The sequence below is a fragment of the Kineococcus sp. DHX-1 genome, from assembly GCF_042473625.1.
Lineage (GTDB): Bacteria > Actinomycetota > Actinomycetes > Actinomycetales > Kineococcaceae > Kineococcus.
In genome coordinates this window covers 2,668,481-2,681,486 of sequence record NZ_CP170445.1, presented here as the reverse complement: position 1 = coordinate 2,681,486, position 13,006 = coordinate 2,668,481, and the positions used below count along the sequence as shown (strand labels likewise).

12 protein-coding genes are annotated in these 13,006 nt (G+C 71.6%); 9 read left to right on the top strand and 3 right to left on the bottom strand.

Features of this window, described 5'->3' with window-relative positions:
• The first annotated feature begins 129 nt into the window (after nucleotides 1-129).
• Nucleotides 130-315, top strand: a complete 186-nt coding sequence (locus ACFEMC_RS12975) for a hypothetical protein (RefSeq protein WP_380170016.1) — start codon at nucleotides 130-132, stop codon at nucleotides 313-315.
• A gap of 20 nt (nucleotides 316-335) precedes the next feature.
• Here the strand turns inward: ACFEMC_RS12975 and ACFEMC_RS12970 are convergent, their stop codons facing one another.
• Together ACFEMC_RS12970 and ACFEMC_RS12965 are read right to left on the bottom strand one after the other, a co-directional pair.
• Complete coding sequence (locus ACFEMC_RS12970; protein WP_380170015.1) at nucleotides 336-1,265, bottom strand: LacI family DNA-binding transcriptional regulator; 930 nt, start codon at nucleotides 1,263-1,265, stop codon at nucleotides 336-338.
• On the bottom strand, nucleotides 1,262-3,256 hold the full coding sequence (locus ACFEMC_RS12965; protein WP_380170014.1) for an aldo/keto reductase: 1,995 nt from the start codon (nucleotides 3,254-3,256) through the stop codon (nucleotides 1,262-1,264). The genes ACFEMC_RS12970 and ACFEMC_RS12965 overlap by 4 nt, the downstream gene beginning before the upstream one ends.
• A gap of 127 nt (nucleotides 3,257-3,383) precedes the next feature.
• Here ACFEMC_RS12965 and ilvD point away from each other — a divergent pair, with 127 nt between their 5' ends.
• From ilvD to ilvC, 4 genes are all read left to right on the top strand, one after another.
• Nucleotides 3,384-5,087 carry a dihydroxy-acid dehydratase gene (gene ilvD / locus ACFEMC_RS12960; RefSeq protein WP_380170013.1) on the top strand — a complete coding sequence of 568 codons (1,704 nt, stop codon included), beginning with the start codon at nucleotides 3,384-3,386 and terminating at the stop codon, nucleotides 5,085-5,087.
• Nucleotides 5,088-5,368: 281 nt separating this feature from the next.
• Nucleotides 5,369-7,204 (top strand): acetolactate synthase large subunit, encoded by a 1,836-nt coding sequence (locus tag ACFEMC_RS12955; protein ID WP_380170012.1) that lies wholly within the window; start codon nucleotides 5,369-5,371, stop codon nucleotides 7,202-7,204.
• Entirely contained in the window at nucleotides 7,204-7,716 is a 513-nt protein-coding gene (gene ilvN / locus ACFEMC_RS12950) for an acetolactate synthase small subunit (protein ID WP_106214130.1), read from the top strand. The genes ACFEMC_RS12955 and ilvN overlap by 1 nt, the downstream gene beginning before the upstream one ends.
• Before the next feature lie 42 nt (nucleotides 7,717-7,758).
• Nucleotides 7,759-8,787: a ketol-acid reductoisomerase gene (gene ilvC, locus ACFEMC_RS12945; protein WP_380170011.1), complete on the top strand. Its 1,029-nt coding sequence runs from the start codon at nucleotides 7,759-7,761 to the stop codon at nucleotides 8,785-8,787.
• A 70-nt stretch (nucleotides 8,788-8,857) separates the two neighbouring features.
• Here the strand turns inward: ilvC and ACFEMC_RS12940 are convergent, their stop codons facing one another.
• Nucleotides 8,858-9,463: a flavodoxin family protein gene (locus ACFEMC_RS12940; RefSeq protein WP_367637771.1), complete on the bottom strand. Its 606-nt coding sequence runs from the start codon at nucleotides 9,461-9,463 to the stop codon at nucleotides 8,858-8,860.
• Between the two features lie 112 nt (nucleotides 9,464-9,575).
• Here ACFEMC_RS12940 and ACFEMC_RS12935 point away from each other — a divergent pair, with 112 nt between their 5' ends.
• From ACFEMC_RS12935 to ACFEMC_RS12920, 4 genes are read left to right on the top strand one after another with little or no spacing between them, the layout of a single operon-like run.
• Complete coding sequence (locus ACFEMC_RS12935; RefSeq protein ID WP_380170010.1) at nucleotides 9,576-10,451, top strand: carbohydrate ABC transporter permease; 876 nt, start codon at nucleotides 9,576-9,578, stop codon at nucleotides 10,449-10,451.
• On the top strand, nucleotides 10,448-11,275 hold the full coding sequence (locus tag ACFEMC_RS12930; RefSeq protein WP_380170009.1) for a carbohydrate ABC transporter permease: 828 nt from the start codon (nucleotides 10,448-10,450) through the stop codon (nucleotides 11,273-11,275). The genes ACFEMC_RS12935 and ACFEMC_RS12930 overlap by 4 nt, the downstream gene beginning before the upstream one ends.
• An 18-nt stretch (nucleotides 11,276-11,293) precedes the next feature.
• On the top strand, nucleotides 11,294-12,604 hold the full coding sequence (locus tag ACFEMC_RS12925; protein ID WP_380170008.1) for an ABC transporter substrate-binding protein: 1,311 nt from the start codon (nucleotides 11,294-11,296) through the stop codon (nucleotides 12,602-12,604).
• Nucleotides 12,601-12,996, top strand: a complete 396-nt coding sequence (locus ACFEMC_RS12920; protein WP_380170007.1) for a DUF3253 domain-containing protein — start codon at nucleotides 12,601-12,603, stop codon at nucleotides 12,994-12,996. The genes ACFEMC_RS12925 and ACFEMC_RS12920 overlap by 4 nt, the downstream gene beginning before the upstream one ends.
• Nucleotides 12,997-13,006: the final 10 nt, after the last annotated feature.

The window sequence follows — 13,006 nt, the reverse complement described above, 5'->3', positions numbered from 1 at the left end:
GGACCCTCGCGTCCGGCGCTGGCGGACGGCTGGCGCCGGCCGGCTCGCGCTGGCGTCCCGCTGGCACGGGCCCTGCCGGTACAGTCGTGACGTTTGCCTCCCCCACCTCCCCCCGAGAACGGACCCCCTGTGGACGCCCCGGTCGACAAGCTCACCCTGCTCCAGGTCAGCCACCGCTACGACGTCGACGTGGCGACCCTGCACGCCCTCGTGGGCCGGGGTGCCCTGCCGGCGCCGACCTGGTCGCAGGGGCGTCTGGGCTGGCACGAGCACGAGGTGCGGACCCGGCTGCGGGCCCTGGCGCAGCGCGTCTGACGTCCCCCCGGGTCGCGGGGTCAGGTCGAGTCGCGCACCACGAACCGGTGCGGGACCACCCGGGTGAGGTTCGCCGCCGGACCTCCGGACAGCTCGACGACGAGGTCGAGGGCGGCCCGCCCCACCTCGGCGAGGTCGATGGCCAGCGTCGACAGGCGCGGGGTGACGAAGTCGCCGAGCGCGAGGCCGTCGACGCCGACGACCCGCACGTCCCCGGGCACACCGGTTCCGTGCGCCTCCAGTTCGCGCAGGAGCCGGAAGCCGTCGAGGTCGTTGAACGCGACCAGCGCGTCGGGGTCGAGAGGGGCCAGTTCCGGCCAGGGGGTGTCGCGGTCGGCGACGACGGCGTCGACCCCCTCCTCGCCGAAGGCCTCGAGGAACGTCCGGCCGCGGGAGGACCGGGACGCCGTGTCGAGCACGACCGGCCGCCGGGTTCCGCGCTCCAGCAGGTGCCGCACGGCGTCCCGTGTGGCGGTGCGGCGCTCGAACTCGATGCGCCCGTGGCCCGGGTGGACGCGGGGCGGGTCGATCTCCACGACGGGCAGGTTGGGGGCCCCGGCTCCGGGGGGTTCCAACGCCAGGCCCGTGAAGCCGACGACGGCGTCCGCGGCGCCGACGAGGTCGGCCACGGACCCGGGTTCGGCCATGACGACGTTCCACCCGCGCTCGGCCGCGAGCCGCAGCACGGTGGCGGCGAGGTCGGCGTAGTACGGGTTCGTGAGGTCGCCCACGACCAGCCCCAGGGTGCGGGCCGAGGGTTTGACGAGCCCGCGCCCGAACCGCGACGGGTGGTAGTTCAGTTCCCGGACGGCGGCGAGGACCCGTTCGCGCGTCACGGGGTTGATGCCGGGCATGTCGTTGACCGCCCGGGTGACGGTCTGCCGGGAGACCCCGGCGGCGCGGGCGACGTCCACGATCGTCGCCCGCGCCGGCCGGGCGCTGCGGTTCACCCCTCGCGCAGGTCCAGCCAGGCCACCTGCTGCTCGTCGAGCTCGACGCCGAGACCGGTCATCGACGAGCGCGCCTCGGCGATCGTGCGGGGGCCGAACAGCGCGAACACCTGGAACGGCTGGGCCAGCACGAACGCCAGCGCGATGGCCGTGGCCGGGACGCCGAGTTCGCGACCCAGCTTCTCGGCGCGGGCCTTGCGCTCGAAGTTCGCGTCGGAGTAGTAGCAGCGCACCAGCTCGGCGTCGCTGCGGTCGTCCGGGTTGGCGCGGGCGAAGAACCCCCGCGCCTGCGAGCTCCACGGCAGCAGGGCGATCTCGCGCTCGGCGAGCCACTGCTTGGACTCGGGGTCGGTCACGTGGCGGCAGCCCGCCCACGGCACGTCGTACGCCTCGGCGAGGCCGAAGTGGTTGGACAGCACCGAGAACGGCCGCTTGCCGTTCTTGCGCGCGTACTCGTTGGCCTCGTCCACGCGGGCGGTCGACCAGTTCGAGCCGCCGTACACCGTGATGCGCCCGGCCGAGGCGTGCTCGTCGAGGACGTCGACGAACTCGCCCACGGGGACGTCCTCGTTGTCGCGGTGCATCATGTAGATGTCCGCGTGCTCGTGGCCCTGCCGCTCGAAGGACTCGAAGAGCTGGCGGGTGAGGGACTCGGGGTCGCAGTGCGGCGTGTGGCAGCCCTTGACGATGACGTTCAGGTCGTCGCGGTTGCCGCGGTTGGCCATCCACCGGCCGAGCAGCTTCTCGTACTTGCCCGAGCCGTAGAGCCACGCGGTGTCGAACGTGTTCCCGCCGGCCTCGACGAACGCGTCCCAGATGGCCGAGGCGTGCGCGAGGTCGGGCTGGTTGTCGCAGCCCATGACCAGGCGCGACACCTCGCGGTCCAGACCGGGGATGCGGCCGTACTGCATGGCCGTGGGTTCGGTCCGCCGCAGCGGAAGCCCCGACACGGTCGGGATGTCCGCGGTGTCGGTCTCGAACGGGTAGCGCAGCCCGATCTCGGCACGCCAGCGGTCCAGCACGGCGTTCACGGCGAGGGTGTCGTCGAGGGTGAACGCGGGGGTGCCGTCGCCGACGAGCGCCTTCGCCTCCAGGGCGTACGCCTTGTTCTCGGGCAGCTCGGGGTCGAACGCGAACTCCTCCGGTTCGGCGCCCGGGCGGGTGAGCACGACCCGGGTGTCGCCGAGGATCGTCCACGGGTCGGGCAGGTGGATCCGGCCGGCCGAACCGTAGACCGTGATGGTCTGCGGGTCGGACAGGGCGACGCCCGTGCGGACGGCCGCCGTGACGCCCCCGGCGAACGTGAGGGACGCGGTCGCCCACTCGTCGACGCCGGTCTCGCCGACCGTGCCCTGCGCGGAGAACTCCTGGACCGCCGCGGGGCGGCCGAGCGCCGCGCTCGCCACGAGGTACGCCGCGGAGACGGGGTAGCCACCGACGTCCAGGATGCCGCCACCGGCGAGGTCGGCGTCGTAGAGGCGTCCCTGCTTGGCGCCCGTGGCGAAGGCGAAGCTCGCGTCGACGTGCTGGACGGTGCCGATCGCGCCCTCGCGCACCAGCTCGAGGAGCTTCTGCGTCTGGGGGTGGTGGGCGTACATGTACGCCTCGAGGACGTGCACGTCGGAGGCGCGGGCCGCGTCGACGACGGCCATCACGCTGCCGTTGTTCGGGGCGAACGGCTTCTCGCACAGCACGTGCTTGCCGGCGCGGATCGCGGCCAGGGCCAGGCGGGCGTGCGTGACGTGGACGGTGCTGACGTAGACGGCGTCGACGTCGTCGCGGGCCAGGACGGCGTCGTAGTCGCCGACGAACGCCCCCCCGTCGGACAGGGCGGCGAACTCCTCGGCGAAGGCGCGCGCCCGCTCCTGGCCGCCGGCCGTGGGGGAGCCGCCGACGGCGACGAGCCGGGCGTCGGCGAAGGGCAGCTGGGAGGCGAACCGGTGGGCGATGCCACCTGGACCGAGCACGGCCCAGCGGGTGGGGGTCGACATCTGGCGCTCCTTCGAGCCGGGGGAGGGACGTCGTGAACGTTCACGACGTACCCGACGGTATCCCCGGCCACCCGTGCGGTCAACGCCCCCGGGTCCCCACCGCCCCCGGTTGCCTACACTCCGACCCGTGAGCCCAGCCGATGAGATCGACGTCAAACCGCGCAGCCGGCAGGTCACCGACGGGCTGGAGGCGACCGCCTCGCGCGGCATGCTCCGCGCCGTCGGCATGGGGGACGACGACTGGGAGAAGCCCCAGATCGGCGTCGCCTCGAGCTGGAACGAGATCACTCCCTGCAACCTGCCCCTGGACCGCCTGGCCAAGGCCGTCAAGGACGGGGTGCACGCCGCCCGCGGGTACCCGCTGGAGTTCGGCACGATCTCCGTCTCCGACGGCATCTCCATGGGTCACCAGGGGATGCACTTCTCCCTCGTCTCCCGCGAGGTCATCGCCGACTCCGTCGAGACGGTGATGAGCGCCGAGCGCCTCGACGGCTCGGTCCTGCTGGCCGGCTGCGACAAGTCGTTGCCGGGCATGCTCATGGCCGCGGCCCGCCTGGACCTGGCGAGCGTCTTCCTCTACGCCGGGACGATCCTGCCGGGCCGGGCCAAGCTCTCCGACGGCAGCGAGCACGAGGTCACGCTCATCGACGCCTTCGAGGCCGTCGGGGCCTGCGCCCGCGGGCTCATGTCGCGCGCGGACGTCGACGTCATCGAGCGCGCGATCTGCCCGGGTGAGGGCGCCTGCGGCGGCATGTACACCGCCAACACGATGGCCGCCGCCGCCGAGGCGCTCGGGATGTCGCTGCCCGGCAGCGCCGCCCCGCCGGCGACCGACCGCCGCCGCGACGGGTTCGCCCGGCGCTCGGGCGAGGCCGTCGTCAACCTGCTGCGCCACGGGATCACGGCCCGGCAGATCCTCACCAAGGAGGCGTTCGAGAACGCCATCGCCGTCGTCATGGCCCTCGGCGGCTCGACGAACGCGGTCCTGCACCTGCTGGCCATCGCCTACGAGGCCGAGGTCGACCTCACGCTGGCCGACTTCGACCGCGTCGCGGGCAAGGTGCCGCACCTGGGCGACCTCAAGCCGTTCGGCAAGCACGTGATGGTCGACGTGGACCGCATCGGCGGGATCCCCGTCGTGATGCGCGCCCTGCTGGACGCCGGTCTGCTGCACGGGGACGTGCTGACGGTGACCGGGAAGACGATGGCGGAGAACCTCGCCGACATCGCGCCGCCGGACGTCGACGGCGTGGTGCTGCGTGCGCTGGACAACCCGATCCACAAGACCGGCGGCATCACGATCCTCACGGGCAACCTCGCGCCCGGCGGGGCCGTCGTGAAGAGCGCCGGGTTCGACTCGGAGGTGTTCGAGGGCACGGCCCGCGTCTTCGAGCGCGAGCGCGCCGCCCTCGACGCCCTGGAGGACGGCACCATCTCGGCCGGCGACGTCGTCGTCATCCGCTACGAGGGCCCCAAGGGTGGCCCGGGGATGCGCGAGATGCTCGCGATCACCGGGGCGATCAAGGGCGCCGGGCTCGGCAAGGACGTGCTCCTGCTCACCGACGGCCGCTTCTCCGGCGGGACGACCGGCCTGTGCGTCGGCCACATCGCCCCCGAGGCCGTCGACGGGGGACCGGTCGCGTTCGTCCGCGACGGCGACCGCATCCGCCTCGACGTCGCGGGCAAGACGCTCGAGGTCCTCGTCGACGACGAGGAGCTGGCGGCGCGGCGCGAGGGCTGGGCCCCGCTGCCCCCGGTCTTCACCCGCGGCGTGCTCGCCAAGTACGCCAAGCAGGTCCAGTCCGCCTCCGTCGGAGCGGTCTGCAGCTGACCTGCGGCTGACCCGCACGTCCCCGTTGTGAGACGGGGTGTCCACGATGTGAGACGCGGCGCGCTGTCGGCTGACAGCGCGCCGCGAGACGGCTACCTTTCCACCCATGCGGTTCCTCGTAGCCATCGGACAGCGCGCCGGCTGAGTCAGTTCGGCCGAGCGCGCGACCCCTCACACGCCATCCCTGGCTGAGGGGTTTTTTTGCGTCCGGCGGACCGAACACGCCGGGCGTCCGGGAAGCACGACCACCGTGAACGGCACCGCCCGAGGAGGACACCGAGATGCCAGAGCCCATGCCCCTGGACCCCAAGCTCCCCGTCGCCCGGCTCACCGGCGCGCAGAGCCTCGTCCGTTCGCTCGAGGCGGTAGGGGTCGAGGTCGTCTTCGGTTACCCCGGCGGAACGATCCTCCCGAGCTACGACCCGCTCATGGACTCGCCGTACGTCAAGCACATCCTCGTGCGCCACGAGCAGGGCGCCGGGCACGCGGCCGAGGGCTACGCCCAGGCCACCGGCAAGGTCGGCGTCTGCATGGCCACCTCCGGCCCGGGCGCGACCAACCTCGTGACGCCCATCGCCGACGCCTACATGGACTCCGTCCCGCTCGTCGCGATCACCGGCCAGGTCGGCACGAAGGCCATCGGCACGGACGCCTTCCAGGAGGCGGACATCACGGGGATCACCATCCCGATCACCAAGCACAACTACCTGGTGACCGACCCGGCGGAGATCCCGCGCACGATCGCCGAGGCCTTCCACCTCGCCTCGACCGGCCGCCCCGGTCCCGTCCTCGTCGACATCCCCAAGTCGGTGCAGACGGCGATCACGTCCTACGACTGGCCCGAGACGGTCGACCTGCCCGGCTACCGGCCCGTCGTGCGCCCGCACAGCAAGCAGATCCGCGAGGCCGCCAAGCTCATCGCCGCGTCCGAGCGCCCCGTGCTCTACGTGGGTGGGGGCGTCGTCAAGGCCGACGCCTCGGCCGAGCTGCGGGCCCTGGCCGACCTCACCGGCATCCCGGCCGTCACGACGCTGATGGCCCGAGGCGCGCTGCCCGACTCGCACCCGAACCACCTGGGCATGCCCGGGATGCACGGGACGGTGGCGGCCGTCACGGCCCTGCAGAAGGCCGACCTGCTCATCACCCTCGGCGCCCGCTTCGACGACCGCGTCACGGGGGAGCTGTCCAGCTTCGCCCCCGAGGCCAAGGTCATCCACGCCGACATCGACCCGGCGGAGATCGGCAAGAACCGCACGGTCGACGTGCCGATCGTGGGCGACGCCAAGCTGGTCATCGCCGAGCTGACCGCGGCCGTGGCCGCCGAGTTCGAGAAGGGCCGCGCCGACCTGTCCGCGTGGCACGAGCTGACGCAGTCCTGGAAGGCGACGTACCCGCTCGGGTACGCCGACTCCGAGGACGGCACCCTCGCGCCGCAGTACGTCATCGAGCGACTCGGCGCCATCGCGGGTCCCGAGGCGGTCTACGTCGCGGGCGTCGGGCAGCACCAGATGTGGTCTGCGCAGTTCGTGCAGTACGAGAACCCGCGCACCTGGATCAACTCCGGGGGCCTGGGCACCATGGGGTTCTCCGTCCCGGCCGCCATGGGCGCCAAGGTCGGGCTGCCGGACACCGTCGTGTGGGCGATCGACGGCGACGGCTGCTTCCAGATGACGAACCAGGAACTGGCGACGTGCACCCTCAACGGCATCCCGCTGAAGGTCGCGATCATCAACAACTCCTCGCTCGGCATGGTGCGGCAGTGGCAGACGCTCTTCTACTCCGAGCGCTACTCCAACACCGACCTGCACTCCGGTGACCACCACGGGACCCACGCCGCTCCGGTGCCCGACTTCGTCAAGCTCGCCGACGCCTACGGCTGCGTGGGGCTGCGGTGCGACCGGCCCGAGGACGTCGACGCGACGATCGAGAAGGCCATGGCCATCAACGACGTCCCCGTCGTCATCGACTTCCGCGTCCACCGCGACGCCATGGTCTGGCCGATGGTCGAGGCCGGCGTGAGCAACGACGCCATCCAGTACGCCCGCGGGGTCTCGCCCCAGTGGGACCGCGAGGAGTCCGGCGACACCGTCTCCGGCCCGGAGAAGGTGATCTCCTGATGTCCCAGCACACCCTGTCCGTCCTGGTCGAGAACCGACCCGGTGTCCTGATGCGCGTCACGTCGCTGTTCGCGCGCAGGAACTTCAACATCCACTCCCTCACGGTCGGACCGACCGAGCGCGCCGAGATCTCCCGCATGACCATCGTCGTGGACGTGGAGCGGCAGCCGTTGGAGCAGGTGACGAAGCAGCTCAACAAGCTCATCAACGTCCTGAAGATCGTCGAGCTCGAGGACGACGCCTCGGTCCAGCGCGAGCTCCTGCTCGTCAAGGTCCGGGCCGACGCCTCGGCGCGCGGGGAGGTGCTCGACACCGTGCAGCTGTTCCGCGCGCACGTCGTCGACGTCGCCCCCGACGCGGTGACGGTGGAGGCGACCGGCAGCCCCGACAAGCTGGCCGCGCTGCTGCGCGTGCTCGAGCCGTTCGGCATCCGGGAACTGGTGCAGTCCGGTTCGGTGGCGCTCGCCCGTGGTGGGCGCGCGATCTCCGACCGCGCGCTCCGCTCCGCCTGACCCATTCGCAACCGCACGAAGAAACCGAGGAGAGAACCCCACGTGGCCGAGATGTTCTACGACGACGACGCCGACCTGTCCAAGATCACCGGCAAGAAGGTGGCCGTCATCGGCTTCGGCAGCCAGGGCCACGCCCACGCGCTGTCGCTGCGCGACTCCGGCGTCGACGTCGTCGTCGGCCTGAAGGAGGGCTCGAAGAGCCGCGACAAGGCGCAGGAGCAGGGTCTCGCCGTCGCCACCCCGTTCGAGGCCGCCAAGGCCGCGGACGTGATCATGGTCCTCGTGCCGGACCACCTGCAGCGCGGTCTGTACGCCGAGGCGATCGAGCCCAACCTCACCGCCGGCAAGGCGCTGTTCTTCAGCCACGGCTTCAACATCCGCTTCGGCTACATCAAGCCCCCGGCCGACGTCGACGTCGTCATGGTCGCCCCCAAGGGCCCCGGCCACCTCGTGCGCCGCGAGTACGTCGACGGCCGCGGTGTCCCCGTGATCGTCGCCGTGGAGCAGGACGCCACGGGCACCGCCTGGGACCTGGCCCTGGCCTACGCCAAGGCGATCGGCGGCCTGCGCGCCGGCGGCATCAAGACGACCTTCACCGAGGAGACCGAGACCGACCTGTTCGGTGAGCAGGCCGTCCTGTGCGGTGGCGCCTCCGCGCTGGTGCAGACCGGTTTCGAGGTCCTCACCGAGGCCGGGTACCAGCCCGAGGTCGCGTACTTCGAGTGCCTGCACGAGCTGAAGCTCATCGTCGACCTCATGTACGAGGGCGGCATCGCCAAGCAGCGCTGGTCGGTCTCCGACACCGCCGAGTGGGGCGACTACATCTCCGGCCCGCGCGTCATCGACGCGTCGGTCAAGGAGCGCATGAAGGACGTCCTCAAGGACATCCAGGACGGCACCTTCGCCAAGAACTTCATCGAGGACCAGGACGCCGGTGCCCCGAAGTTCAAGGAGCTGCGCGCCCAGGGTGAGCAGCACCCGATCGAGGCCACCGGCCGCGAGCTGCGCAAGCTCATGGCGTGGGTGAAGTCGGACGACAGCGACTACGTCGAGGGTTCCGCCGCGCGCTGACCCCGAGGACGACGAGACCCCCGCACCGGGCTCCGGTGCGGGGGTCTCGTGCGTCGGCCCGACTGCGGGCTCAGCCCTTGAACTTGCGGGCGATCCCGACGACGCGGTTCGCGAGGTGGTCCAGGGCGGTGAACTCCACGTCGCCGAGGGGGATGTCGTTGCCGCCGCCGGTGACGTGGCTGACGCCGTAGGGGTTGCCGTCGACGAACTTCGAGCCGTCGGTGTACCCGGGCGGGACGATGATGCCGCCGAAGTGGTAGATGGAGTTGTACAGCGCCAGCAGGGTCGTCTCCTGGCCGCCGTGCGCGGTCTGGGAGGACGTGAAGCCGGCGTACACCTTGTCGGCGAGCTGGCCCTGGGCCCACTGCGGGCCGAGGGAGTCGATGAAGACCTTGAGCTGACCGGCGATGTTGCCGTAACGGGTGGGGGAGCCGAACAGCACGGCGTCGGCCCAGACGATGTCGTCGGCGGTGACGCCCTCGGCGCCCCGCGACTCCTCCGCCTCGGCCTGCTGGGCGTCCGTGGCGGCCTTCTCGCCGCCGGTGGGCTGACGGTCGACCTGGCGCAGGCGCACCTCGGCGCCGGCCTGCTCGCCGGCCGCGGCGAGGCGCTCGGCCATCGCGCGGACCGTCCCGGTCGCGGAGTAGTAGACGATCGCGAGCTTCACGTCGCTCACTGGGTCCTCCAGTTTCGTTGAACGTGCAAGGGCCTTACCAACCTAGCCCTCTCCCGTCGCGAGCGCACTGCGGGCGTGGCATGTTGACCACCGGGCGAGCGGGAGGTGACGTGTGCGCACACGCCGGACGAGGGACGCGGTGACGGGGTGGGCGCTGCTCGCCCCGAGCCTGCTCGGGACGGTCGTCTTCCTCCTCGTCCCGGTCGGGGTGGCGCTGTGGCTGAGCCTGCAGCGCTGGGACCTGGTCTCACCGGCTCGTTGGGCGGGTCTGGACAACTACGCCACCGTCCTCACCGACGCGGGCATCCGGCACTCCTTCGCCGTCACCCTCCTGTTCACCGTCCTCGTCATCCCCGTCCAGACGGCGCTGGGGTTGTTCGTCGCCGTGCTCCTCGCGCGCCGACTACCGGGGTCCACGTTCTTCCGCGTCCTCTACGTCGTCCCGTGGGTCTGCGCCCCGCTCGTCGTCGGTCTGGTGTGGCGGTGGATGTTCGACCCGTCGACGGGTGCCCTCAACGCGATCCTCGGCACGCGCGTGGAGTGGCTGACGAGCCACACGCTCGCGCTGCCCGCGGTCGCGTTCGTGACGGTCTGGACGCAGGTGGGGTACGTGGCCCTGTTCTTCCTCGCCGGTCTGGCGGGCATCCCGGCGCAACTGGCCGACGCCGCCCGCGTCGACGGGGCCGGTCCGTGGCGGGTGTTCTGGAGCATCACCCTGCCGCTGCTGCGGCCCACGACGTCCTTCGTCCTCATCACCGGGATCATCTCCAGCTTCCAGGTGTTCGACACCGTCTACGCCATGACGGGCGGGGGCCCGGGCGGGGCGACCTCGCTGCTGGCCTACGAGATCTACTCCGAGGCCTTCACCGCCCTGCGGATGGGCCGGGCGGCCGCGATCGCGGTGGTCCTGACCGCCGTGCTCGTCGTCCTCACCCTGGCCCAGCGGTGGTGGTTCGGACGTCGCACCACGTACGAGGTGGCGTCGTGACCCGCCGCACCGCGGGCGTCGTCGGCACGTACCTCGTCCTGCTGGCCGGGGCCGTCCTCGCCCTGGGCCCCTACGTCCTGAGCCTGCTGACCTCCCTGAAGGAACCCGCCCAACTGGCTCGTCGGGCGACGCTCACGTGGCCTGCGCCGTGGACGGGGCAGAACTACGCCGACGTCCTCGGCGGTCAGTACACGCTCGTCCCGGCGCTCGTCGTGACCGTCCAGGTCGTGGTCGTGCTGCTCGTGGGTCAGCTCGTCTGCTCGGTGCTCGCCGCCTACGCGTTCGCGCGGGTGCCGTTCCCCGGCCGGCGGCTCCTGTTCGGCGGCTACCTCGCGACGATGATGGTGCCGCAGGTCGTCACGATCGTCCCGCTGTACGTGATGTTCGCCCAGGCGGGGCTGCGGAACACGTTCTGGGGCATCGTGCTGCCGACCCTGTTCGGGTCGCCGTTCGCGGTGTACCTGCTGCGCGAGCACTTCCGCGCCGTCCCGCAGGACCTCGAGGACGCGGCCCGCCTCGACGGGTGTGGCACCCTGCGCATCCTGCGGCACGTCGTGGTGCCCTTGTCCCGGCCGGTGCTGGCGACGCTCGCCGTCATCACCGTCGTCAGCCAGTGGAACAACTTCCTGTGGCCGCTCATCATCACGACCGGTCCGACGTGGCAGACCCTGACGGTCGCCACCGCCAACCTGCAGAGCCAGTACAACGGCAACTGGACGCTCGTCACCGCCGCGACGACCCTCGCCATGGCGCCGCTCGTCGTCCTGTTCCTGCTCGTCAACAAGCACGTCACGGAGTCCATCTCGCTCACCGGATTCCGCTGAGCCACGGGAGGAAGCGACATGAGCACTGTCACGAGGCGGAACCTGCTGCGCGGTGGACTGGCGGCGGGCCTCGGCACCGCGGCCCTGAGCGGCTGCTCCATCGCCGACGACGGGACCTCCAGCGGCGGGTCCTCCGGCGGCGGGACGACCGTGACCGTCCGGCTCTGGGACGACACCGTGCAGCCGGCCTACGAGAAGAGCTTCGAGGCGTTCCGCGCCAAGAACCCCGGCATCACGCCGAAGATCGAGATGGTCCCGTGGGCCAGCTACTGGGACAAGCTGCCCGCCGACGTCGCCGGCGGCACTCTGCCGGACGTCCTGTGGGTCAACAGCTCGAACTTCGGCGTCTACGTCGACTCCGGCACGTTCCTCAACGTCGGCGAGGAGCTCTCCGACGCGGTCGGCGGGTGGCAGAAGACGGTGGTCGACCAGTACACGCGCAAGGGGTCGCTCTGGGGCGTCCCGCAGCTCTCGGACGCCATCGGGTTGTTCTACAACCGCCAGCTCGTCCAGAGCGCGGGGGTCGAACCGTCGAACCTCACGTGGAACCCAGCCGGCGCGGGTGACACGTTCCTGCCGGCGGCGAAGGCGCTCACCCGCACCGAGGGGGCGAGGACGCAGTACGGGTTCAACGCCGCCTACGACCTGCAGGCGATCTTCTACGACTTCGTCGGGTCCAACGGCGGACGGTGGCAGGCCGACGACGACACCTACGTCTTCGGCGACGACGAGAAGTCCGTCGCGGCGATGCAGTACGTCGTCGACCTGATCAACCGCGACAAGGTGTCCCCGTCGGCCGCCGACACCAACGACAACGGCGACTTCTCCCGCGACCAGTTCACCCAGGGGACCATGGCCCTGTTCCAGTCCGGCACGTACAACCTCAAGAACGTCGCCGACGGCGCGCAGTTCGAGTGGGGCATCGCCCCCGGCCTGACCGGCCCGGCCGGACGCGTGCTCGTCACCAACGGCATCGTCGCCGTGGGGAACGCGAAGACCAAGGACAAGGAGGCCACCCTGAAGGTGCTGGAGTGGCTCGGCAGCGAGGAGGGGGCCGCGCCCATCGGGGCCGAGGGGGCTGCGTTCCCCGCCGTGACCGCGGCCCAGCAGACCTACCTCGACTACTGGAAGGGCAAGGGCGTCGACGTCCAGCCGTTCCTCGACGCCGCGGCGGCCACCGACGTCATGCCGGCCCCGCACGGGCCGCGGGCGCAGACCGGTCAGGCGGCGGCCGACGAGGTCCTCGAGGAGGTGTTCCTCGGGCGCGTCCCCGTCGCCCAGGGGATGAAGCAGGCCCAGGACGCGGCCAACGCGGCGATCCGAGGATGAGCGGGCGCACGAAGGGCGCGCACCAGCTCCCGACCAAGGACTGCGCCGTCTGCGGGCGGACCATCACCTGGCGCAAGAAGTGGGAGCGCGACTGGGACGGCGTCAAGTACTGCTCCGACGCCTGCCGCCGCCGGGCCAAGTCCTCCAGCGGTCTCGACGCGGACCTCGAGACCACGCTGCGGCGGTTGCTCGCCGAACGCGGCAGGTCCAAGACGGTGTGCCCCAGCGAGGTCGCCCGTGCCGTCGGCGGCGAGGACTGGCGCGACCTCATGGAACCCGCGCGGTCGGCCGCACGCCGACTCGTCGCCGCGGGGCAGGCCGAGATCACCCAGGGCGGTCGGGTCGTGGACCCGTCGACCGCGAAGGGACCCATCCGCGTGCGCCTGGTCTGACGGGCAGGCG